Annotated in this window: 19 protein-coding genes and 1 other RNA gene; 3 read left to right on the forward strand and 17 right to left on the reverse strand. The window is 66.3% G+C overall.

The annotated features are described in order from the left end of the window. Positions 1–14: 14 nt before the first annotated feature. The 12 genes from AC1KAR_RS05815 to pyrC form a co-directional block, all read right to left on the reverse strand. On the reverse strand, positions 15–680 hold the full coding sequence (locus AC1KAR_RS05815) for a cysteine hydrolase family protein (RefSeq protein ID WP_480317769.1): 666 nt from the start codon (positions 678–680) through the stop codon (positions 15–17). Then, positions 680–2248 (reverse strand): ABC transporter ATP-binding protein, encoded by a 1569-nt coding sequence (locus AC1KAR_RS05820; RefSeq protein WP_480315450.1) that lies wholly within the window; start codon positions 2246–2248, stop codon positions 680–682. The genes AC1KAR_RS05815 and AC1KAR_RS05820 overlap by 1 nt, the downstream gene beginning before the upstream one ends. A gap of 904 nt (positions 2249–3152) precedes the next feature. Beyond that, entirely contained in the window at positions 3153–3848 is a 696-nt protein-coding gene (gene biuH / locus AC1KAR_RS05825; protein WP_480315452.1) for a biuret amidohydrolase, read from the reverse strand. A gap of 9 nt (positions 3849–3857) precedes the next feature. Then, positions 3858–4772: an ABC transporter permease gene (locus AC1KAR_RS05830; protein WP_480317771.1), complete on the reverse strand. Its 915-nt coding sequence runs from the start codon at positions 4770–4772 to the stop codon at positions 3858–3860. A 5-nt stretch (positions 4773–4777) separates the two neighbouring features. Further along, complete coding sequence (locus tag AC1KAR_RS05835) at positions 4778–5878, reverse strand: ABC transporter permease (RefSeq protein ID WP_480315454.1); 1101 nt, start codon at positions 5876–5878, stop codon at positions 4778–4780. A 25-nt stretch (positions 5879–5903) separates the two neighbouring features. After that, positions 5904–7028: a BMP family ABC transporter substrate-binding protein gene (locus AC1KAR_RS05840; protein ID WP_480315456.1), complete on the reverse strand. Its 1125-nt coding sequence runs from the start codon at positions 7026–7028 to the stop codon at positions 5904–5906. Positions 7029–7837: 809 nt separating this feature from the next. After that, a complete protein-coding gene (locus AC1KAR_RS05845; protein ID WP_480315458.1) occupies positions 7838–9529 on the reverse strand; it encodes a sensor domain-containing diguanylate cyclase in 1692 nt (563 codons plus the stop codon). Positions 9530–9557: 28 nt separating this feature from the next. Then, entirely contained in the window at positions 9558–10682 is a 1125-nt protein-coding gene (locus AC1KAR_RS05850; protein WP_480315460.1) for a carbonic anhydrase, read from the reverse strand. Between the two features lie 76 nt (positions 10683–10758). After that, positions 10759–11964: a multidrug effflux MFS transporter gene (locus tag AC1KAR_RS05855; RefSeq protein WP_480315462.1), complete on the reverse strand. Its 1206-nt coding sequence runs from the start codon at positions 11962–11964 to the stop codon at positions 10759–10761. A 258-nt stretch (positions 11965–12222) separates the two neighbouring features. Continuing rightward, positions 12223–12553, reverse strand: an RNA gene (rnpB, locus tag AC1KAR_RS05860) — RNase P RNA component class A. 24 nt (positions 12554–12577) lie between these two features. Continuing rightward, positions 12578–13300, reverse strand: coding sequence for an NYN domain-containing protein (locus AC1KAR_RS05865; RefSeq protein ID WP_480315464.1), 723 nt, complete (start codon positions 13298–13300; stop codon positions 12578–12580). Further along, the gene (pyrC, locus tag AC1KAR_RS05870; protein WP_480315466.1) at positions 13297–14364 is read right to left on the reverse strand and encodes a dihydroorotase; all 1068 of its coding nucleotides are present in this window, start codon (positions 14362–14364) and stop codon (positions 13297–13299) included. The genes AC1KAR_RS05865 and pyrC overlap by 4 nt, the downstream gene beginning before the upstream one ends. Positions 14365–14496: 132 nt before the next feature. Between pyrC and AC1KAR_RS05875 the strand changes: the two genes are divergently transcribed. Beyond that, on the forward strand, positions 14497–15342 hold the full coding sequence (locus tag AC1KAR_RS05875) for a helix-turn-helix domain-containing protein (RefSeq protein ID WP_480315468.1): 846 nt from the start codon (positions 14497–14499) through the stop codon (positions 15340–15342). On the opposite strand, the gene AC1KAR_RS05880 is transcribed toward AC1KAR_RS05875, so the two are convergent. Beyond that, positions 15327–16079 carry a lipase secretion chaperone gene (locus tag AC1KAR_RS05880; protein ID WP_480315470.1) on the reverse strand — a complete coding sequence of 251 codons (753 nt, stop codon included), beginning with the start codon at positions 16077–16079 and terminating at the stop codon, positions 15327–15329. The two genes, AC1KAR_RS05875 and AC1KAR_RS05880, sit on opposite strands and share 16 nt — an antisense overlap. Before the next feature lie 315 nt (positions 16080–16394). On the opposite strand from AC1KAR_RS05880, the gene AC1KAR_RS05885 reads away from it, so the two are divergent. Next, complete coding sequence (locus AC1KAR_RS05885; protein ID WP_480315472.1) at positions 16395–17237, forward strand: poly(ethylene terephthalate) hydrolase family protein; 843 nt, start codon at positions 16395–16397, stop codon at positions 17235–17237. Positions 17238–17679: 442 nt separating this feature from the next. Then, positions 17680–18525, forward strand: a complete 846-nt coding sequence (locus AC1KAR_RS05890) for a poly(ethylene terephthalate) hydrolase family protein (protein WP_480315474.1) — start codon at positions 17680–17682, stop codon at positions 18523–18525. A gap of 97 nt (positions 18526–18622) precedes the next feature. Here the strand turns inward: AC1KAR_RS05890 and AC1KAR_RS05895 are convergent, their stop codons facing one another. The 4 genes from AC1KAR_RS05895 to AC1KAR_RS05910 all read right to left on the reverse strand — a co-directional run bounded on the left by AC1KAR_RS05895 (position 18623) and on the right by AC1KAR_RS05910 (position 21772). Further along, positions 18623–19357 (reverse strand): amino acid ABC transporter ATP-binding protein, encoded by a 735-nt coding sequence (locus tag AC1KAR_RS05895; RefSeq protein WP_480315476.1) that lies wholly within the window; start codon positions 19355–19357, stop codon positions 18623–18625. Positions 19358–19370: 13 nt separating this feature from the next. Next, positions 19371–20039 carry an amino acid ABC transporter permease gene (locus tag AC1KAR_RS05900; RefSeq protein WP_480315478.1) on the reverse strand — a complete coding sequence of 223 codons (669 nt, stop codon included), beginning with the start codon at positions 20037–20039 and terminating at the stop codon, positions 19371–19373. Beyond that, a complete protein-coding gene (locus AC1KAR_RS05905) occupies positions 20036–20746 on the reverse strand; it encodes an amino acid ABC transporter permease (protein WP_480315480.1) in 711 nt (236 codons plus the stop codon). The genes AC1KAR_RS05900 and AC1KAR_RS05905 overlap by 4 nt, the downstream gene beginning before the upstream one ends. Positions 20747–20878: 132 nt before the next feature. Then, positions 20879–21772, reverse strand: coding sequence for an amino acid ABC transporter substrate-binding protein (locus tag AC1KAR_RS05910; protein WP_480315483.1), 894 nt, complete (start codon positions 21770–21772; stop codon positions 20879–20881). Positions 21773–21920 lie beyond the last annotated feature (148 nt).

A 21920-nucleotide genomic window follows, 5' to 3' on the forward strand; every position in this document is an offset into this window, starting at 1 on the left:
CCTGCACACCGGGGTCAACCCGTGGCTACATCAACTGCGATGTCGGCGAGACGGGCCGTCCAGCCCACGATACCGCCCTGCGCGCGGATCATCGCCAGCGCAGATTCCTTGAACTCGGGGAAGTACGAGCCCGTCGCCTCTTCGACGATCAGGCACTCGTAGCCGCGGTCATTGGCTTCGCGCATGGTGGTCTGCACGCAGACCTCGGTCGTCACCCCGCCGAAGATCAGGTGGGTGATGCCACGCGCCTTCAGCACCTCGCCGAGCTGGGTGCCGTAGAAGGCGCCCTTGCCGGGCTTGGCGATGACGAGGTCGCCCGCCTGCGGCAACAGTGCGGGCACGAAGCCCGCGCCCGGCTCGCCGTGGATGAGGATGCGCCCCATCGGCCCCGGGTCACCGATGCGCAAACTGGGCTTGCCGCGCAGCCGCTTGGCGGGCGGGCAATCCGACAGGTCGGCGGCATGGCATTCCTGCGTGTGGATCACCAGCACGCCGTTCGCGCGGCACCAGGCGATGAGCGAGGCTGCGGCAGGCACCACCGGCGCGAGCAGCGACACGTCATTGCCGAGCGTGGCGCCAAAGCCGCCAGGCTCGATGAAATCGCGCTGCATGTCGATCATCACCAGCGCCGTGCGCGCGGGGTCGAAGCTGAAGGCGCTCGGTTGGGCGGCGACGGTGATCAATGTGCACTCCCGCCCATGAAAGCGCCGAGACGGTTGCGATCGGCTTGGCGCGCATCCGTCTCGTGCACCACCTTGCCACCACTCATCACCGCGATTCGATCCGAGAGCGCGAGGAGCTCGTCGAGGTCTTCGCTGATGAGCAGCACCGCACCGCCGCGATTGCGCACGTCCATCAGGCGTTGGTGAATCTCCGCCACCGCGGCGAAATCGAGCCCGAAGACGGGGTTGCTGACGATCAGCACATCGGCGTCGTCGCTCAGCTCGCGTGCCAGCACCGCGCGCTGCACGTTGCCGCCCGAAAGCGAGCGGATCTGCGCCGACTCACCGCGTGTCTTGACGCCGAACTCGGTGATCAGCCTGCGCGCACGTTCACGCAAGGCGCCCCCGCGCAGCCAGCCCAGGCGGGCGGCCGGCGCGACATCGAAGGCGCGCAGGCCGATGTTGTCCGAGACGCTCATGTCGCCCACGCAGGCATTGCGCAGCGGCTCCTCGGGCAGGCTGCGCACCTTGAGGCGGCGGTTCTGCGAGCGCGTGCCCGTAAAGAGCTCGGCCGAGCCGTTGTAGCCCACCTTCACCTCGCCCGAGACACGGCGGCGCTGCCCGACAAGTGCCTCGGCGAACTCGCGCTGCCCGTTGCCGGAGACGCCCGCCACGCCGACGATCTCGCCGGCGTGCACGCTCACGCTCAGGCCATCGACGGCAATCTGTCCGCGGTCGCCATCGACGGTGAGCGAGGTCACGGTGAGGCGAGGCGCACCGCGTTCGCGCTCTTCGCGCTGCGGAGCCGCGAACTCGCGCTTCGATTCACCTTCGCCGCCCACCATCTCGGCCGCCAGCTGCTGCGGCGTCGTCTCGTCGACACGGTGCGCCGCCACGAGCCGACCCTTGCGCAGCACGCTCACGTCGTCGGCATAGGCTGTCACCTCGCGGAACTTGTGGGTGATGAGGATGATGCTGCACTCGCCCGCGTGCGCGCGGTCGCGCAGCAGGCCCAGCACCTCGTCGGCCTCCTGCGGCGTGAGCACCGAGGTGGGCTCGTCCAGGATCAGCAGGCGCGGCTTGAGCAGCAGCTGCTTGAGGATCTCGAGTTTCTGCTTCTGCCCGGCAGAAAGCTCCATGGGCGTGGCGTCGAGGTCGAGTTTGAAGGGCGTGGTCTTCATGAACTCGGCCAGCGCGGCGCGCTCTTTTTTCCAGTCGATCACCGCCGGCAAGTGGCCGCGCGCGAGCAGCAGGTTTTCGGCCACCGTCATGCCGGGCACCACGGTGAAATGCTGGTAGACCATGCCGATGCCCAGGTCGCGCGCGATCACCGGCGTGGCGATGTCGTGCTCGCGGCCGTCGAGCAGCACCGCGCCCTCTTCCGCCTTCTGGTAGCCGACAACGCATTTCACGAGCGTGCTCTTGCCTGCACCGTTTTCACCGAGCAAGGCGTGGACGGTGCCGGGTCTCACCTTGAGGGAGACCTTGTCCATGGCGGTGAAGGCGCCGAAGCGTTTGGTGAGCTCGAAGGTGTCGAGCGCGAGCGCGCCGGTGGGGCGGGGGACGGGGTCGAGGGGGGCGGTCATGTCCTTGTTCCTTTCGCTGGCGCGTCGCAGACCGCTTGGCCTGTGCGTGCACCACAGTCCACTTGGCCTGTACGCGCACCACAGACCGCTCGGCCTGTACGCGCACCACAGTCCGCTCGGCCTGAGGTATCGAAGGCTCGTGCCGCTCTTCGCATGGCTTGTTCACTGCGTGAGGCCGCGCCGGGGTTTCGGCCCGGCGGCCGACCCCCTTTCTTTGTGTCGACAAAGAAAGGGGGCAAAGGTCGCGAAGCGGGGGTGCGCTCACTTGGCAAAGCCAAGTTACGCGCACACCAAAGCGACCCTGCCTCCTCGGCCCTCGCTGCGCGAGGGCTGCCTTGCGCTGCTCGGTCTTGGTGGACGGGGCAGAAACTCGCTCCGTCGCCTGCGGCGACTGCGCTCAAACATCTGCCCCAAGTCAGTTGTGGATGCGCGCTGCGCGCGCGCCCACCAAGCCCTGCGCTGCTCAGCTCGTCCGAAGGGCCACCCGGCACGGCGCGTCGCTGCGCTCGCGCCCGATCAACCCTAGCCCGGTCGAGCCGATGCGCAGCGAGGCGAGTGGGGAAGAAATCGCAGCAGGTGTTCGGCGAGTCGCTCGGGCATGGCAAAGACAAGTCGCGTCTTGCCGCCACGCAGTTCGGCCAAATGACGGGCCCTTTGCTTTGGTTACTTTCATTTGGGCCAGCAAATGAAAGTGACCCGCCCGCCGGGGCGGACTCCCGGCGCACCCGCGCGAAGTACGAAGAAAACACCACGCGAAGCGCCACAAAAGGCGCGGGCCTTCGATACCTCAGGCTGAGCGGTCTGTGATGCGCGTAGAAACTGAGCGGAATGTGATGCGCGCAGACACTGAGCGGCCTCTGAGGCGCCAGCGCACTGAGCGGGCTGCGACGCGCGACGAGCGAACTCATGCCGACACCACTTCGATCACCGACTTCGAATCCGACACCGCCCCAAACACCCCTCCCTGCATCGTCACCATCTTCAACGCCGCCAGGTGGTTCCCGTAGTCAGTTGCCGCCGTGCAATCCGACAGGATCAAACACTCGTACCCGCGATCATTCGCATCCCGCATCGTCGTGTGCACGCACACATCGGTGGTGATACCAGTGAGGATCAGGTTGCGGATCCCTCGGGTGTGCAGCACCAGGTCAAAGTTGGTCGCATAGAACGACCCTTTCCCCGGCTTGTCGATCACCGGCTCACCCTGCAGCGGAGCCAACTCGGGGATGATTTCCCAGCCTGGTTCGCCAATGGTCAGGATGCGCCCGCATGGCCCCATGTCGCCGATGCCGATGCCGTGGGTACCGATCTGGCGCGAGCGCCAGCGCTTGTTGGCCGGCAGGTCGGACAGATCGGGCTTGTGGCCTTCGCGCGTGTGAATGATCGGGTAGCCCGCCGCGCGCATCGCGCCAAAGAGCTTCTTCAACGGTTCGATCGGCGCGCGTGTGAGCGAGATGTCGTAGCCCATCTTGTCCACGTAGCCCCCTTCGCCACAGAAGTCGACCTGCATGTCGATCACGACCAGCGCGGTGTTCTGCGGCGAGAGCTGCCCATCGAAGGGCCAGCGGTATGGGTCGGCGGCGATGAATCGTTGTGCCATGGCGAACTCCTAGCGTGTGACGCCCAGCTCCATCGGCGCACCCTTGAGGCTGCGCGTAGGCGAGCAGGTCCAGATCAGGATCGCCAGCGTGAGCACGTAGGGCACGGCATTGAAGAGGTAATAGCCGCTGCTGATGCCCACGGACTGCAGCGCCGGGCCGAGCGCACCCGCGCCGCCGAACAGCAGCGCCGCGCCCAGGCAGCGCCATGGGCTCCACCGCGCGAAGATCACCAGCGCCACGGCGATCAGCCCCTGTCCGCTGGAGAGGCCCTCATTCCAGCTACCCGGGTAGTAGAGCGAGAGCGATGCGCCGCCGAGCCCGGCGATGAAGCCGCCCGCGCAGGTGGCGGCGATGCGGATGCCGTTGACCGAGTAGCCGAGTGCGCGCGCGGCGTCGCTCGAATCGCCCGCCATGCGCAGCACCAGGCCGAAGCGCGTGGCCTTGAATCCCCAGGCAAGCAGGCCCGCGAGCAGCACGCCGATCGGGAACAGCATGTTGATCTGCAACGCCGACTTGATCTGCGCCGAGCTGCTCCAGTCGCCGAGGTTGAGCGACGGAATCTGAGGCGCCTGCGGCTGGATCAGCGGTTTGCCGAGGTAGAACGCCAAGCCGCTGCCGAGCAGCATCAGCGCGATGCCGGTGGCGATGTCGTTCACGCGCGGTAGCGAGCACACGAGGCCGTGCAGCAGCGCCAGCAGCGCGCCGCTTGCGCCGGCGAGCAGCACGCCGAGCCAGACGTTGCCGGTGAGGTAGGCGCCGCCGAACCCGGCCATCGCGCTGAAGACCAGCACGCCTTCGAGGCCGAGGTTGATGCGGCCCGCCTTCTCGGTGATGCATTCTCCAAGGCTCACCATCAGGAAGGGGGTGCCGACACGGATGGCGCCGCCCAGCACGGCAACGAGCACGTTGAGGAAGATGTCCATGCTGCTCATACGTTCGCCTTGATCACCGCCGGCAGCACCGGCGCAGCCACCGCAGGCTTCGGCGCCCGCGCCACGAAGAGCTTGCCCCGCAATGCCTCGCTCGCGAGGATCAGCAGGAACGCGAAGCCCTGCAGCACCATCACCGATGCATCCGGCACATCCATGCGCCGCTGGAGCAAGCTGCCCGCGGCGCCGAACCCGCCGAACAGCACGGCGACCGGGATCACCGCCCACGGGTTGTGCCGCGCCACGAACGACACCAGGATGCCGGTGTAGCCCAAGCCGGCAATCAGCGAGGCATTGGCATTCGTGTGCACCGCCGCCACCTCGATCCCCCCTGCCAGGCCGGCACAGGCGCCGCCGATTGCACACGAGAGCACGATGATCTTCGGGCTGGGCAAACCCACGAGGAGCGCCGCCCGCGCATTGCCGCCCACGATGCGCGTGGCAAAGCCCGAGGTGGTGAAGAAGAGCCACAGCCCGAGCAGCACGCACACGACCACGCCGAAGGCGAGGCCCCAATGAACGTCCGTGCCCGCGATGCCTCCAATGCGAAGGCCCTCCGCCAATGTGTGGGTCGAAGGCTTGTTGAGGCTCGACGGATCACGCATCGGGCCTTCGACGAAGTGCTTGAACAGCGCGATCGCGGTGTAGGCCAGCAGCAGGCTGCTGATGGTTTCGTTCACGCCGCGCACCTGTCGCAACACGCCGACCAACGCGATCCACACCGCCCCAGTGGCAGCCGCGGCCAGCAACAGCAAGGCCGTGCCGAAAGCGTTCTCCGGCGGTACAAACAGGTACGGCAGGCCGGCGCACGCGAGCCCACCGAGCACCAGCGCCCCCTCGCCCCCGATCACCACCAGCCCCGCCCGCGCCGGGATGGCCACGCACAGCGCCGTGAGCATCAGCGGCGCCGCGCGCTGCAAGGAGTTCTGCCACGAGAACCAGTCGCCGAAGGCCCCCTTGAAGAGCAGCCCCCAGGCTTCGACCGGGTTCTTGCCACCCGCCCAGATGAACACGCCAAAGAGCAGCAGCGCCCCGGCCATCGCCATCACGGGCAAGGCGATGGATTCGAGCGTCTCCTGTGTGCGGGTGGAAAGCGCCATGCGAGCCTGCTCCAGAGAAGATCGATCAACCTGCCTTGCCCACCACGCCTTCGACCAGGTAGTTCATGCCTTCGAGCGCGAGGTCGGTCTGCTTGTGCACCGTGCCGGCCGGCACGACCACCTTGCCGGTGTTGTCCTTGAGCGGGCCTTTGAAGATGTCGAACTTGCCGGCGATCATCGAAGCCTTCACCTCGTCGGCGTTCTTCTTCGCCGCGGCCGTGACCATCCCGCCATAGGGCGAGGGCTTCACGAAGCCTTCCTTCAAGCCGCCACGCACGAAGTTCGGATGCGGCTTGCCGCTGCGCGCCGCGTCAATGATGGTCTTGTAGGCGGTGATCCAGTTCCACTCGGCGCCGGTGAGGTAGGCGTTCGGCGCCAGCTTGGCCTGGCTCGCGTGGTAGCCGCAGACGAACTTGCCGCGCTTGGCTGCCGTCTCGACGATGACCTTGGGGCCGTCCACATGCATCGTGAACACGTCCACGCCCTGATCGGCCAGGCTGTTGGTAGCTTCGGCCTCTTTCACCGGCATTGACCAGTCGCCGGTGAAGATCACCGTGGTGGTGATGCTCGGGTCGACCGAGCGCGCGCCCATGGTGAAGGCGTTGATGTTGCGCAGCACCTGCGGGATCGGCTTGGCCGCGATGAAGCCGATCTTCTTGCTCTTGCTCATGTGGCCGGCGATCACGCCGTTGAGGTACTGGCCCTCGTCGATGTAGCCGAAGAAGCTGCCTGTGTTCTTGGGGTGCTTGCCTTCAGTCCACATGCCGCCGCAATGCGCGAAGCGGACGTTGGGGTTCTTGGCCGCGACCGCCAGCATGTGCGGGTCGAAGTAACCGAACGAGGTCGGGAACAGCAGCGTGGCGCCGTCCTGCGAAATCATGCCCTGCATGGTCTTTTGCACCGCGGTGGTCTCGGGCACGTTTTCTTCTTCCACCGTCTTGATGCCGGCGATCTTCTTGACCTCGGCCACCGCCTCGGCATGCGCTTGGTTGTAGCCGTAGTCGTCACGCGGGCCCACGTAGATGAACCCCACCGTGATGGGCGCCTGGCCCTGCACCAACCCGCTCAAGCCACCCAGCGCGGCGGTGGTACCCACCGCGCCCAGGCTCTTCAACACCCCCCGACGTCCTGCGAAATCTGATTGCGTCATTGCGCGCTCCTTGGGCCTTTGCAGCCATTGAATGAGCCTTCGCAGGAGTCGTGCCCGAGGGCATGCACCGGGAGAAGGCCGAGTTGAACACCTTCTTGTATACAAGCAATGCGTGTGCCAAGTGGCTGAGGGTGTGGAGGCCCACAAGCGGCAGACGCGGCTGCGCCGAGGCGAACGCGACAACCGTGGCGCAGGCAGCGGGATGTGTCTGATCGAGCGGGAGGCGCAGCCGCACAAAGTCGGCGCAGGAAGGAGATGGCAGCGCACGGGCGCGGTGCGGAGTGGCAAGCGTCGGGGGCCTGCATGCACCGCGTCACTGCGTTGGGTCGCGCGCCGTGGTCCGCGTGGGCCTTCGATCCGCGAAGCGGCCTCCCGTCCTGAGCCCGTCGAAAGTTCAGGCTGAGCGGTCTGAGTGTGTTCGCGGGGCGCGCTGTTCTCCGCGGCGCGCCCCGCCCGCACAAGCACCCGCACGCCGACACGAGGCCAGCGCCGCTGGCGAGCGCATTCGGGGGCCCCTGAGAGCCGTCGAGCAGCGCAGGGCTTGGGGTGGCGGGCGCAGCGCGCATCCACATCTGGCTTCGCGCAGCTGTCTGAGCGCAACGCCGGCACGGCGCGTAGCGAGTTCTGCGCGACACCCCAAGACCGAGCAGCGCAGAGAAGTCCGCCCTAGGCGGACCGGCGAACGGGGTGCCCTCTTCTTTGGTTACTTTCTTCTGGGCAAGCAGAAGAAAGTGACTGCGCCGCCGGGCGCACATCCCGGCTCGGCCTCACGCCAGTAAACAACGCCTGCTGAGCAACACAGCAAACACTCAAGTCGCCGCCAACCTGAACGTATTCCTCCCACTCGCCTTCGCTTCATACAGCGCCTTGTCCGCCGCCGCCAACAACGCCGACGGCGCCACCTGTCCATCCGCGTGGAACGCAATGCCGATGCTCGTGCTGACGTCCCACAGCCCTTCGTGCAGCACGAAGCTGCGGTTCACCGCCGCAATGATCTTGCGCGCCACGAACTGCGGCTCGGCCGGCGTGTGCAGGCCTTCGAGGATGACGACGAACTCGTCGCCCGCCAGGCGCGCCACGGTGTCCGACTCGCGCACACTGGCCTTCAGGCGCTGCGCGAACTGCGTGAGCACCTGGTCGCCCGCCGCGTGCCCCAAGGTGTCGTTGATGAGCTTGAACTTGTCGACATCCAGGAACAGCAGGCCCAGCGCCTGGCCGCTGCGGCGGCTGCGCGCGAGTGCCTCGGCCAGCTTCTCGTTGAACGACAGGCGGTTCGGCAGGCCCGTGAGCGAGTCGGTGCGGGCCGTGAGGATGAGTTGCTCCTGTGCCGCCTCGGCCACCTCGATGGCGCGCACCAGCTCCTCGTTGGTCTGCGCCAGCGCCGCCGTGCGTTCGGTGACGCGCGCCTCCAACGTGGCGTTGAGTTCGCGCAGGCGGCTGGCGTCGACCTCCTGCCGCTGGGCATGGCGAGCCAGCGCACCCGTGAGGAGCTCGGCCTCGCGGTACAGCAGCCGGCGCTCGGGCGGCATGGGCTGGTCGCCTTCGAGCCGCTGCGTCAGCTCCCACAGCGGGCCGGCGATGCGCCGCGCCAGCAGGCGCACGAGGGGCGCGAGCAGAACGCACAAAGCTGCCGCAGCAAAGAGCGTGCGCTTTTGCAGCGCATGGAAGGGCGCCATCGCCACCGCCTGGGGCTGGCGCAGCACCACTTTCCATCCAAGGCCGGGGTAGCGCCCCGCGCCGCGCGTGGCCGATTCGACCACCAGCAGATCCGACCCCACCGCCGCCAGCTTCTTGCCCTGCAACTCCGGCGCACCCAACAGCACGGTGCCATCGGCCGAGAGCACCAGCGCCTCGGCCTGGTGCCGCGCGATGGCCTGGTCGACGAGATCGCTCTTGATCTTGCCGGCCCAGGCCCAGCTCAGGTGCGCGCCCAGCACGCCGCGCATCTCGCCCTGCGGCCCCCGCACCGGCACAGCGATGTCGACGAAGCGCCACGGCTCGGACTGCGCGGGCAGCAGCTTTTCGAGCAGCACCGCGCGGTGCACGTCACCCACGTAGCTGCCGTGCTGCGCACCGCCGAACCACGGCCGCGCCGACACATTCGCGCCTTCGAGCAGGCCATCGACCGACGCGACCACCTTGCCCTGCGTGTCGGTCAGCCCGAGCCAGGTGAACTGCGGAAAGCTCGCGCGCAACTGCTCGAGCGCGCGGCGTGCGGCGGCGGTGTTCGCGCCGTTGTCGGAACTGGAGTTGGCGGCGATCTGATCGAGCTGGGCGATCACCTGCATCTCTTCGTAGTGCTGCGCCATGCCGCGATCGAGCGCATCACGCAACGCGTCGGCATTCGTCTGAAGGAAGCGCGTGGCCTGCTGGCGCGCCTCGTCGCGCACGAAGAGGTCGATCACCAGCGTGCAGGTCAGCACGGCCGCCACGATGGCGCCCATGGCGCAGAGAAACAGCCAGGTCGAGAGGGCAGGCCGCATCAGGCGGCCGGAGGGCATGGCGGGCAGCATGAGAAGAACAGGTCGCTCAGTTCGAGCCCTTGATGAGTCGGCCACTCGCCGCCTGCACAGGGCGCGCGTTCATCGGGTACAGGCGCGAGAAGATGCCGATCTGCGCGGGCGAGATCGCCACCGGCGTGCGCATCACCATCCACAGCACGCCTTCGCTGCAAGGCGGCGTGGTCATCGATCCCATGTACGTGAAGTAGCCGCGCTCGGCCGGCAGCAAGCCGCTGGGGTCGATGGGCAGCTTGGCGGGCAGTTCTTCGCCCTGCTCCAGCGGGAGGTTGTTCCACACCTGCTGCACCACCGGCTGCGCATCGCCACGCTCCAGCGGCACCGCCACCACAGCCACGCGGCCTTCGGCGTCCTTGTGCACGAGGTGAACATCCATGTCGAACTGGCGGCCGTCGATGCGGACCTCCGACGGGCGATGAAAGTGAAGCTGCTGCAGCACGTAGTGCCGCCCCATCACCTGAATGCTGTTGCCCGTCGCCACATTCACCTGCACCGTGTGCCCGGTGTCGATCACGCGGAAGCGGCTGGGCCGGTACTCGAACTCCACCGGGTCGAGCTGCACCGAGATCTGGTCGCGGATGTCGATCGGGCTCTGGCGCTGGCCGCGCCCGCAGAGCGCGAACTCGGGCTTCATCTGCCCCCAGTTCTCGGGCCCACCTTCGCCCTGGTAGGCCCAGTCGCTGGGGTACTTCTTGGCCGGGGGTTTGGCGGGTTGCGCAATCGGGCGGCCCGCGTGCTGCGGCTCGCTCCAGCGTATTCCTGGCGCGGGCGCATCACCCGGGGCGAGTGCCATCGGCGCACCGGCCGGCCCCTGCTGCGCCGCGGGGCGCGCGACCACGCGGACCACGCCGCCATCGGCCGCTTCGCCGCGCCTCGCGGCACCCAGCTTCTCGGCCAGGCGCTCGCGCAGCGAGTCGACGGAGTCGACGTCCGCATTCAACGGCGCCTTCGCGGCCGCGCCCTTGCGGGTCAGCTTGCCGAGGTTCTCTTCGGCATCGGGCTCTGCGGCACGGTTGAGGGCCGGCCGGCCGGGCGAGGTCTTGATGCCCATGTCGGACGCGAGCAGCACCGGTGCCGTCGAACACAAGCCCAGGGCAAGCAGCGCAGCCACGAGGGGCCGAGGCAGGGATCGCATGATGAAAGGCACTCCGCAACGCAACTCCGCGAAGCCGGAGCGTCTGTGCCGGTTATCGGCCGCGTGGCCGCAGTCTTTAGGTCACGCGCGGCTTGACCCAGATCCACGCCACCACGCCGATGCTCAGCATCGCGAGCGAGGCCGCAGCAAGCGCCACCGTGGAATGCATCACGAGCGGCGCGATCACGCCCGCCACGACGCCGTTGGCCATGCTGCCGATGAACGCCTGGAAGCTCGACGCCATGCCGCGCCGCTCAGGCACCAGATCGAGCACCATGAGCGTGACTACAGGCACCATCAGCGCCCAGCCGAAGGCAAAGATCGCGATCGGGAACAAGGCCCACCACGCGCTGGGTTCGAAGAGCAGGTTCAACGCGAGGTTGAGCAGCGCGATCAGCAGCATGATCAGGAAGCCATGGCGGATCTGGTGATGCGGCTTGATCTTGCCGGCCAGGCGCCCCGAGAACCACGCGCCCCCCATGATGCCGCCGATGGTGAGCAGGAAGAACCAGAAGAACTGCGCCGGCCCGAGGTGCAGGTGTTCGCCCAGGAACACCGGCGCCGACAGCACGTAGAGGAACATCCCGTTGAACGGGATGCCGCTGGCCAGTGCGAGCATCAGGAAGCGCGGGCTGCCGCCCAACTCCCAATAGCCGCGCATCAGGTGGCGCACATTGAAGGGCTGCTTGTGCTCGTGGTGCAGGGTCTCGGGCAACAGCCTGTAGTTGGCGATCCACAAGGCCACGCCGACCGAGGTGAGAAACCAGAAGATCGCGTGCCAGTTGATGTGCACGAACAGGAAGCCGCCCACCATCGGCGCGATGGCCGGAGCGATGCCGAAGTAGATCGTCACCTGCGACATCACGCGCTGCGCATCGGCAGGTGGAAACATGTCGCGGATCACCGCCCGCGAGACCACGATGCCCGCCCCGGCCGACATGCCCTGCACTGCGCGCCAGAACACCAGCGTGCCGATGTGATCGGCCAGCGCGCAACCGGCCGAGGCTATCGTGAACAGCGCGATGCCCCACAGCACCACGGGGCGACGCCCGAAGCTGTCCGACAGCGCACCATGGAAGAGATTCATGATCGCGAAGCCGAAGAGATAGGCAGACAGCGTCTGCTGCATCTCGACCGGCGTGGCGCCCACCGACTGCGCGATGCCGGTGAAGGCCGGCAGGTAGGTGTCGATCGAGAACGGCCCGAGCATGCCCAGGCACGCGAGCAGGAAGGCCAGGGCCCAGCGCGGTGCGCGCCAGAGGGTGTGGGCGTCGGGGTTCATGGGAGGCGATGAGTGTAGGGGCCGCGATCATCCCGGCGTTGACATGGGGGATCGGGCCAACCGCTTCTTGCTCGGACGGGGCCCAAGGCGCGCTCCCGCACGGAGTTGGGCTTCGATCCCTCAGCCTGAGCGGATTGCTTGTGTTTGAAGAGAGGACGAAGCGAGAAGACCGCTCAGGCTGAGGTATCGAAGCCCCGCACAGTCTCTGCGCATGCCAGACAGCCCCTTCGCCACAAAGCGAAGGGCACTGAGATAAAAGTGTGAAGCGAGCCGATAGGCCGGATTCTGTGAACCTGGTTGCCCAGGCCTGACCGCCATTCCTCTGGGCCATGCATCGCTGCATGGCTCGATGCCACCTACCCGCCAGCTCCGCGGAGCCACATCAACGCTGGCCTATTTGGTGTTGCTGCGCGTAGAGATTGCCCGTTTCATTCACCGCACGCCCTTGCGGGCGCCGTGATTCGTTTCTGTTGCTCTGATCCTCACCTCACGGTGGACAGCCGTTAGCTGCTACGCCGCCCTGCGCAGTCCGGACCTTCCTCCAGTGCCTCGTTTCCGAGATCGCACCAGCGGCGGTCTGGCTTGCTTCACGGACGGGATTATCGCCCGCGAGTCAGCGGCGCGACCGGCGAGATCGGCGTGCGGGCTTGTCGGCAGACGGCTCGGCCGGTGATGCAGTCACCGGCGGCGCGCTCGGCGGCGGGGCGCTCGGCGCCTCTGCCGCTTGCGCTGCGGCCGGCCGGCGTCGGCGCGACGAACTCTTCTTGGCGGGCGCCGGCTGCTCTTGCGGCGCTGGTTGAGGTGCCAGTTGAAGTGCCAGTTGAGGCGCCGGCTGAGTCGCGGGCTGCGGGGCCACGCGTGCAGCCCGCTGCCCCCCGCGCTGGCCGCTCGCGCGCGGCGCGGGCTTCTGCGGCAGCTTGTGCGACAGCTCGACGAAGCTGTCGTATACGGGCTTCGCCTCTTCGCCCGTCTTGCCCTGCTGGCCGATGCCGTCGACACGGCAGCCCTTCTCGCGCAGGCGGATCACGAGCGGCGCGAAGTCGGAGTCGGACGACACGATCACCGCCACATCGGGCCGCTCGCTCACAGCGAGGTCCATCGCGTCGATGGCCAGCGCAATGTCGTTCGCGTTCTTGCCGTTCGAGAGATTGACGATCGGCCGGATCGCGTGCGTCTTGAAGAACTTCTGGTGCGCCACCGCCGTCTCGGCCGTGCAGTAGGCACGCCGCAAGTGGATGGCGCCGTGCTCGGCCAGCACCCGGGCCAGGGCGTGCTCGATCACCGCCGTGGCGACGTTGTCGGCGTCGATCAGCATCATCACGCGCTTTTTCGTCATGCGAGCTTCCAGGTGAGTGTTTCGCCACCGCGCAGTGGCTTGAGTTCGGCCTCGCCGAGGGGCACGCTCACCGGCAGAGTCCACGGCTCCCTGCGCAGCGTGACGGTGCCGGTGTTGCGCGGCAGGCCATAGAAGTCGGCGCCGTGGAAGCTCGCGAACGCCTCGAACTTGTCGAGCGCACCGGCAGCCTCGAACACCTCGGCATACAACTCGAGCGCGCTCAGCGCGGTGTAGCAGCCGGCGTGGCCCATGGCGTGCTCTTTCAGGTGCGCTGCGTGGGGTGCGCTGTCGGTGCCCAGAAAGAACCTGTTGCTGCCCGAGGTGGCGGCCTTCACGAGCGCCACGCGGTGCTCCTCGCTCTTGAGCACCGGCAGGCAATAGAAATGCGGGCGCAGCCCGCCGAGAAAGATGGCGTTGCGGTTGTAGAGCAGGTGCTGCGGCGTGAGCGTGGCGCCGGTGTAAGCGCCGGCCTCGCTCACGTACTGCGCGCCCTCGCGGGTGGTGAGGTGCTCGAAAACCACCTTCAGCTCGGGGAAGTCGCGGCGCAGCGGCGTCATCACGCGGTCGATGAACACTGCTTCGCGGTCGAAGAGGTCGATGCTCGGGTCGGTCACCTCGCCGTGCATCAGGAGCGGCAGGCCGGCGCGTTGCATGGCCTCGAGCGTGGGGTAGGTCTTGCGGATGTCGGTGACGCCGTCGTCGCTGTTGGTGGTGGCACCGGCGGGGTACATCTTGACGGCGGTCACCCCGGCCGCCTTGGCGCGGGCGATCTCTTCCGGCGCGAGGCGGTCGGTCAGGTACAGCGTCATCAGTGGCTGGAAATCACTGCCCGCCGGCCGTGCGGCCAGGATGCGGTCGCGGTAAGCCAACGCCTGCTCGGCCGTGACCACCGGCGGGCGCAGGTTGGGCATGACGATCGCGCGCGCGAACTGGCGCGCTGAATGGGGCAGTACGGCGGCCAAGGCAGCGCCATCGCGCACATGCAGGTGCCAGTCGTCGGGGCGGGTGATCGTCAGCGAGTTCACGGGAGCGTGCGGGGACGCGGTGTCGGGCGTGGAGGTCATGCGGGATTCTCGCACCCGACCCGCAGCGCCTCAGGGGTTTTCCGCAGCGCAGCACACGGCCTCAGCACTTCCCATCATTGTTGTTGCACGATCGTGCGGCGATCATGCGACCCCAGCCCCAGGAGGCAAGCCATGCTCCAACGTCGCGCACAGACATCGCATCCCGGCGCGCAGCCCGCCCAGCGCGACTGCACGTACGTGTTTGGCCACCAGGGATTCATCTACGCCGGCATGGACTTGTCGAGCGACACGACCGTTCGGCATTCGGCAACGCTGCTGGTCAGCTGTGACCACAGCGTCTTCAGCCTGGGCCTGCGCGACGGCCAGTCCGTCATCGGGCCGGCCGTGCTGGTGCCGCCGCTGGTTCCACGTACGCTGCAGGCGGCCGGCGTGCCGCTGCTCAGTTTCAACGTGATGCCATCGCACGCCTCGTTCCACACCTTCAGCGCGGTGCAACGCGCCGGCGTGATGGCGCTCGATCGGCATGCTTTCGACGCACTCGACGGCGACTTGACCTTGCTGCTGACGGGCGAACTGGGGTTTCCGCGCGCCGAAGCGCTGTTCGAGCAGGCCGTGGCCGAGGCCCAACGGCAACTTCCCCCGGCGCCACCGCCCGACGCCACGGCGCTTCAGATGATCCGCCTGCTCGACGAAAACCCGCACCTCGGAGTCGACGATCTGGCGCGCTTGCTGGGGCGCTCACCACAGGCCGTGTCGCGCCTGTTCTCGTCGACGGTGGGTATGTCGGCGCGCGACTACCAGGGCTGGCTGCGCCTGCGGCGCCTGCATGACCTGCTGTACACGCCTCGCTCACTGACCGATGTGGCCTACGCGAGTGGCTTCACCGACTCGCCCCAGCTCTCGCGCAGCTTTCAGCGCTGGTACGGCAAGACGCCTTCGTTCGCCCGCGATCCGCAGCGGGTGCGAATGTTCATCCGTGGCACCGAGAGCGAACTCCCGCCTCAAGAGCCCGACTGAGAGGCCGACGCCGACGGGTCGGGAATCAGCGATTGCTGGTCAGGCGGCAATTGGGCGCGCAGCGCGTCGATCTGCTCTTTTTTCTGCTGCGCCGAGAGCTTGGGGTCCTGCTCGATGAACGACGCCTCCATGGTCAGGCGCGCATAGGCGTCGTCCTGACCGAACAGGGCATTGGCCGTGGCATCGTCGAAATGGCGCCGGCGCACGGCGTCCATCTCGGCGAAGAAGGCGCGCGCCTCCTGGATGTTGTTGGGGATGCCCTTGGGCTGCATTTCCTGGCGAATGTCGTGGGTGTAGCCACGGTAGTCACGGAAGAGCTTGAGGGCCTTCTCGGCGTCGTCTTTCGGCAGGCCTTCGCGCAGCGTGCGCTCGAGTCGCGCCAAGTCTTGTTCGGACGGCGGGTCGGGCATCGAATTCGCCACGGCCTCGATGGCGGAGAGCGTGCTGCGGTCCACCACGAGCCCTCCCGCAAAGCCCAGCTCGAACAGGCGCGCGGCGTCGAGCGTCACTCCCATGGAATCCGACACGGTCACCGCACGCGACGCGTTCGGAACCGGCGCCGCCGACCCGCTGCCCGCCGCGTCCGCCTGTGCGCCACCGGCCATGCTTGACGCCGAGGCGCTCACGCCGGTGGTGTCGCCCACCGCTTCAGAGGTCTCACCACCGGACCACCACCACGCGGCCAAGCCCACCAGCACGATGGCCGCGGCACCGACAAATACTGCACGATTGGTCATTTTGCGATCGCTTCAACATCGAGACCCGCCTCGGGCCGGAGCCGCCAGCATAGCGTCACCTCGCCCCCGACGGCCCGGCTTGGGGGCATCGACGCCCCGCCAAGCCCGGCAACCGGGCATCTCGACGGGACTCGACATCGGTATCACAAATCCGGGCCGTCAGCTTGATCTTGACCGTAGCTGGAAAGCGAGCGCACCTTTATTTGCACGATCGGCCAAAAATAATGCACCGATGGCTTCAGCAGGTTCGCCTGCGGATTGATCAACGGATCCCGAGGGGCAAACGCCAACTCACATACCTACAACGGAGACATCATGAAACTGCACAGCCTTATCAAAGCCACCGTCCTGGCAGGCGCCGCCCTGTTCTCGGCCGGCACCTTCGCCCTCGAAATCGGCCCGGCCCCGACCAAGTCGTCGCTCGAAGCCAGCCGTGGCCCGTTCTCGACCAGCCAGTTCAACGTCAGCCGCCCCAGCGGCTACCGCGCAGGCACGGTCTACTACCCCACCAACGCTGGTGCCAAGGTCGGGGTGATCGCCGTCGTTCCGGGCTACCTCTCGTACCAGAGCAGCATCAACTGGTGGGGCCCGCGCCTGGCCTCGCACGGCTTCGTGGTCGTGACCATCGACACCAACACGATCTATGACCAGCCCGACAGCCGCTCGCGCCAGCAGCTGGCCGCGATCGACCAGGTGGTCTCGCTGGGCAACACCAGCAGCAGCCCCCTCTACAACAAGGTCGATGGCACCCGCACCGGTGTGATGGGTTGGTCCATGGGCGGTGGCGGCTCGCTGATCTCGGCGAAGAACCGCCCCTCGATCAAGGCTGCCGCACCGCAAGCCCCGTGGAACAGCTCGACCAACTTCTCGTCGGTGACCGTGCCCACGCTGATCTTTGCCTGCCAGAGCGATGCCGTGGCGCCCATCGCCTCGCACGCCGTGCCCTTCTACAACAGCATGAGCCGCAACCCGAAGCAGTACCTGGAGAAGACCCTGGGTGACCACTTCTGCTTCAACTCGGCCAATGCCACCGTGGGCCTGAAGGGCGTGGCCTGGATGAAGCGCTTCATCGACGGCGACACCCGCTACACCACGTTCGCTTGCAGCAACCCCAACGCGTCGGGCTTCTCGTCCTTCCGTACCGAGCGCTGCTCCTGAGCCGCTAGCCAGACGGGCGCGACAGCGCCTGAACGGTGACGAGACGCCCGGTTCGCCCGGGCGTTTTTCATGGTCCACGCCAATTGCCGGCCCGGTGGACCGCAGCAGACAGGTGCAAAAGTTGCACGAAGGGTTATTTTTCCGCCCGATGCACCCCAAGAGGCGACATCGGGGGTCGCTCGCACTGGCGGCCGATGGGTCTCGCCGGTCGCTTCATTTCGCGTGTTTTCATAGGTGAGCGGCCTGCTCGTCATCGCGGGTGGGCGATACACACATAACACATAACTGAATGAGATGCTTGATCGGGAGGGCCCATGGAAAGCGCTGATTTCTTAAATTGCACGGTGGGTCACTATTCGATTGCGGACAGGTGGCTCCATTCGCTGAAGCCAGCAAGGCCGCTTTCCGATACGCAAAACCCCAAGATCTACAGGAGACAGACTTGAAACTTCAGCAACTCATCAAAGCCACCGTCCTGGCCGGCGCCGCCCTGTTCTCGGTCAGCACCTTCGCCCTCGAAATCGGCCCGAACCCGACCAAGGCCTCGCTCGAAGCCAGCCGCGGCCCGTTCTCGACCAGCCAGTTCAACGTCAGCCGCCCCAGCGGCTACCGCGCAGGCACCGTCTACTACCCCACCAATGCCGGTGCCAAGGTCGGCGTGATCGCCATCGTTCCGGGCTTTGTGTCGTACCAGAGCAGCATCAACTGGTGGGGCCCGCGCCTGGCCTCGCACGGTTTCGTGGTCATCACCATCGACACCAACACGATCTATGACCAACCCGACAGCCGCTCGCGCCAGCAGTTGGCCGCCATCGACCAGGTGGTCTCGCTGGGCAACACCAGCAGCAGCCCGCTTTACAACAAGGTCGATGGCACCCGCACCGGTGTGATGGGTTGGTCCATGGGTGGTGGCGGCTCGCTGATCTCGGCCAAGAACCGCCCCTCGACGATCAAGGCTGCCGCACCGCAAGCCCCGTGGGCCAGCCTGACGAGCTTCTCGTCGGTGACAGTGCCGACGCTGATCTTCTCGTGCCAGAGCGACATCGTCGCCCCGGTGGCCACGCACGCCAACTCGTTCTACAACGACATGTCGCGCAACCCGAAGCAACTGCTTGAGAAGTCGCTGGGTGACCACTTCTGCATGAACTCGGCCAACCCCACCGTCGGCCTGAAGGGCGTGGCCTGGATGAAGCGCTACATCGACGGCGACACCCGCTACACCTCGTTCGCCTGCAGCAACCCGAATGCCTTCGGCTTCTCGGATTTCCGCACGGCACGCTGCCAGTAATGATGTCGGGTTGTAGCGGCCATCGCGGCCGCACAACCCAACTTGAAGCCCCGGTTCGCCGGGGCTTTTTTCGTTCAGACGCTCGGACCTTACGGACTCAGTGCTGCAGGATCTTCGAGAGAAAGTCCTTCGCACGCGGCGAGCGCGCATCCGGGTTGCCGAAGAACTCGTCGCGCGTGCAGTCTTCAACGATCTTGCCGGCGTCCATGAAGATGACGCGGTGGCTCACCTTCTTGGCAAAACCCATCTCGTGGGTGACGACCATCATGGTCATGCCCTCTTGCGCGAGCTTGACCATCACGTCGAGCACCTCGCCCACCATCTCGGGGTCGAGCGCAGAGGTGGGCTCGTCGAACAGCATCACGATCGGGTCCATGCTGAGCGCACGCGCAATCGCCACGCGCTGCTGCTGACCACCCGACAGCTGGCCGGGGAACTTGTCCTTGTGCGCCATCAGGCCCACGCGGTCGAGCATCTTGAGGCCTCGGGTCTTGGCATCGTCGGCGCTGCGGCCCAGCACCTTGATCTGCGCGAGCGTGAGGTTCTCGGTCACCGAGAGGTGCGGGAACAGCTCGAAATGCTGGAACACCATGCCCACGCGCGAGCGCAGCTTGGGCAGGTTGGTCTTGGGGTCGGTGATCGAGGTGCCGTCCACGACGATGTCGCCCTTCTGGATCGGCTCCAGCGCATTGACCGTCTTGATGAGGGTGGACTTGCCCGAGCCGGAGGGGCCGCACACCACCACGACCTCACCCTTCTTGATGGATGTCGTGCAATCGGTGAGCACCTGGAAGGAGCCATACCACTTCGAGATGTTCTTGATGTCGATCATGGTGCTTGCTTCCTTATCGAATGATCTGGATCTTCTTCTGCAGCCGGCGCACGAGCATCGACAGGCTGAAGCAGATCACGAAGTAGACGACGGCTGCGACGAGGTAGGTCTCTACCGGCCGGTTGAAGTTCTTGCCCGCCACCTCGAAGCCCTTGAGCAAATCGTAGGCGCCGATGGCATACACGAGCGAGGTGTCCTGAAACAGGATGATGGTCTGCGTGAGCAGTACCGGCAGCATGTTGCGAAACGCCTGCGGCAGCACGATCAGCTGCATGGTCTGCCGATAGTTCATGCCCACCGCGTAGCCCGCAGACACCTGCCCGCGAGGCACGCTCTGGATGCCCGCGCGCATGATCTCGGAGTAGTAGGCCGCCTCGAACACCGTGAAGGTAACGATGGCCGACAGTTCCGCGCCCATCGGGCGCCCGATGAGCAGCGGGATCAGCAGGAAAAACCACAGGATCACCATCACCAGCGGGATGGAACGCAATGTGTTGACGTAGGCCGCGGCCGGAATCTCGAGCCATTTCTTGCCGGACAGCCGCATGAGAGCGAGCAAGGTGCCGAGCACGATGCCACCGATCATGGCCACGAGGGTGAGTTGTACCGAGTAGATGAAGCCCTTGAGAACGAAGCTGCTGATGACGCCCCAGTTGAGGAAGCCGAAGTCGAGGTTGATCATCGGGCGGCCCCCATCGTGCCTGGGATCTGCATGCGCTTCTCGATGAAGAGCGCGATGCGGTTCACCGCAAAGGCCGACACGAAGTACAGCCCGGTCACCGCCAGGTAGATCTCGATGCCGCGCGAAGTTTCTTCTTGCGCCTGCATCGCAAACATGGTGAGTTCGGCCACGCTGACCGCGAAGGCCACGGACGAGTTCTTGATGATGTTCATCGACTCGCTCGTGAGCGGCGGGATGATGATGCGAAACGCCATCGGCAGCAGCACGAAGCGGTAGGTCTGCGGCAGCGTGAGGCCCATGGCCAGGCCTGCGTAGCGCTGGCCCTTGGGCAGCGCCTGGATACCCGCCTTCACCTGCTCCGACACGCGCGCCGACGTGAAGAAGCCCAGCGCGAACACGACCAGCGCAAAGCTAGGCACCTGGCGCAGGCTGACGAAGAACGACGGCAGCACGTGGTACCAGAGGAAGATCTGGATCAGCAGCGGGATGTTGCGAAAGAGCTCGGTCCAGGCCTCACCGAGAAACGCCACCGTCTTGTTGGGCACGGTGCGCAGGATACCGACCAGCGAGCCCACCACCAGTGCGACGACCAGGCCCAGCAGCGAGACGGACAGCGTCCAGCCCCAGGCAGAAATCATCCATTCGAGATAGGTGCGCCCGCCCCCGTCATCGAGCAGGAAGACCTGCCAGTCCCATGTTTGACCCAAGGCTCACTCCCTGTTGTGCGCTGGCGTCGGACCGCACGCCGCAAACGAGAACGCGGTGTGGCGTTAGCCTACACCGCGCTCCAATGTAAGCAAGCCCTGCGCCACGCGCGCTAGGGCTTACCTGAGTGCCGATTACTTCTTGGCGTAGTCTTCCATCGGCTTGTCGTTCGGGTTCGCCCAGGCGTCCTTGGTGGCTTGCGACAGCGGCAGGCCGACCTTGGTGTTGCTCGGCGGGATCGGCTGCATGAACCACTTGTCGTACAGCTTGGCGAGGTCGCCGCTCTTGATCATGCCCTTGATGCTGTCGTCCACCGCCTTCTTGAAGGCGGCGTCGTCCTTGCGCAGCATGCAGGCGATGGGCTCGACGTTGAGCACTTCGCCCACGATCTTGAAGTCGGCCGGGTCCTTCGACTTGCTGATGTTGCCGGCGAGAATCTGGCCGTCCATCACGAACGCATCAGCGCGGCCGCTCTCAAGCAGCAGGAAGCTGTCGGCGTGGTCCTTGCCGTACAGCTCCTTGAAGTCGACACCGTTGGCGCGCTCGTTCTTGCGCAAGGTCTGCACCGAGGTCGTGCCGGTCGTGGTGGCCACGGTCTTGCCGGCAAGGTCCTTGATGGAGGTGATGCCCGAGTTCGCCTTGGTGGCGATGCGCACTTCTTCCACGTAGGTGGTCACGGCGAAGGCCACGTCTTTCTGGCGTGCCACGTTGTTGGTGGTCGATCCACACTCCAGATCGACGGTGCCGTTTTGCACCAGCGGAATGCGGTTCTGCGAAGTCACCGGCTGGAACTTCACGTCCAGCTTGGACAGGCCGAGTTGCTTCTGCAGGTCTTTGGCGATCCGCTCAGCCATCTCGGTGTGGAAACCGGCGTACTTGCCATCGCCCAGCGTGAACGCCAGGGCCCCCGAGGATTCGCGCGCGCCCAGGGTGATGGAGCCGCTGTCCTTGATCTTCTTGAGCGTGTCTTGCGCATGGGCCGCGCCGAATGCCATCAGGGCAGCCAGGGCCAGCAGGGTCTTCTTCATGGGAACTCCTTCGGGTTAGGAATCAAACGAATGGGCGGGTGAGCCAACAACGGATTCTAGGGACAGGGGGTCTACGCGGAATCACTTAGATCGCGGCGAAAGTGGTCTGCCAAGACACCCTGCGGCCCGCTGATGCACGGTCGGCACA

This window comes from Piscinibacter sp. PDB1-1 (genome assembly GCF_056675995.1).

What these genes read in the sequence shown, in the direction of transcription:
- AC1KAR_RS05840 (WP_480315456.1), bottom strand. Translation starts at nt 7,028, where the DNA reads ATGACGCAATCAGATTTCGCAGGACGTCGGGGGGTGTTGAAGAGCCTG.
- AC1KAR_RS05900 (WP_480315478.1), bottom strand. Translation starts at nt 20,039, where the DNA reads ATGATCAACCTCGACTTCGGCTTCCTCAACTGGGGCGTCATCAGCAGC.
- pyrC (WP_480315466.1), bottom strand. Translation starts at nt 14,364, where the DNA reads ATGACCTCCACGCCCGACACCGCGTCCCCGCACGCTCCCGTGAACTCG.
- AC1KAR_RS05895 (WP_480315476.1), bottom strand. Translation starts at nt 19,357, where the DNA reads ATGATCGACATCAAGAACATCTCGAAGTGGTATGGCTCCTTCCAGGTG.
- AC1KAR_RS05910 (WP_480315483.1), bottom strand. Translation starts at nt 21,772, where the DNA reads ATGAAGAAGACCCTGCTGGCCCTGGCTGCCCTGATGGCATTCGGCGCG.
- AC1KAR_RS05850 (WP_480315460.1), bottom strand. Translation starts at nt 10,682, where the DNA reads ATGCGATCCCTGCCTCGGCCCCTCGTGGCTGCGCTGCTTGCCCTGGGC.
- AC1KAR_RS05885 (WP_480315472.1), top strand. Translation starts at nt 16,395, where the DNA reads ATGAAACTGCACAGCCTTATCAAAGCCACCGTCCTGGCAGGCGCCGCC.
- AC1KAR_RS05835 (WP_480315454.1), bottom strand. Translation starts at nt 5,878, where the DNA reads ATGGCGCTTTCCACCCGCACACAGGAGACGCTCGAATCCATCGCCTTG.
- AC1KAR_RS05830 (WP_480317771.1), bottom strand. Translation starts at nt 4,772, where the DNA reads ATGGACATCTTCCTCAACGTGCTCGTTGCCGTGCTGGGCGGCGCCATC.
- AC1KAR_RS05880 (WP_480315470.1), bottom strand. Translation starts at nt 16,079, where the DNA reads ATGACCAATCGTGCAGTATTTGTCGGTGCCGCGGCCATCGTGCTGGTG.
- AC1KAR_RS05845 (WP_480315458.1), bottom strand. Translation starts at nt 9,529, where the DNA reads ATGCCCTCCGGCCGCCTGATGCGGCCTGCCCTCTCGACCTGGCTGTTT.
- biuH (WP_480315452.1), bottom strand. Translation starts at nt 3,848, where the DNA reads ATGGCACAACGATTCATCGCCGCCGACCCATACCGCTGGCCCTTCGAT.
- AC1KAR_RS05855 (WP_480315462.1), bottom strand. Translation starts at nt 11,964, where the DNA reads ATGAACCCCGACGCCCACACCCTCTGGCGCGCACCGCGCTGGGCCCTG.
- AC1KAR_RS05875 (WP_480315468.1), top strand. Translation starts at nt 14,497, where the DNA reads ATGCTCCAACGTCGCGCACAGACATCGCATCCCGGCGCGCAGCCCGCC.
- AC1KAR_RS05865 (WP_480315464.1), bottom strand. Translation starts at nt 13,300, where the DNA reads ATGACGAAAAAGCGCGTGATGATGCTGATCGACGCCGACAACGTCGCC.
- AC1KAR_RS05820 (WP_480315450.1), bottom strand. Translation starts at nt 2,248, where the DNA reads ATGACCGCCCCCCTCGACCCCGTCCCCCGCCCCACCGGCGCGCTCGCG.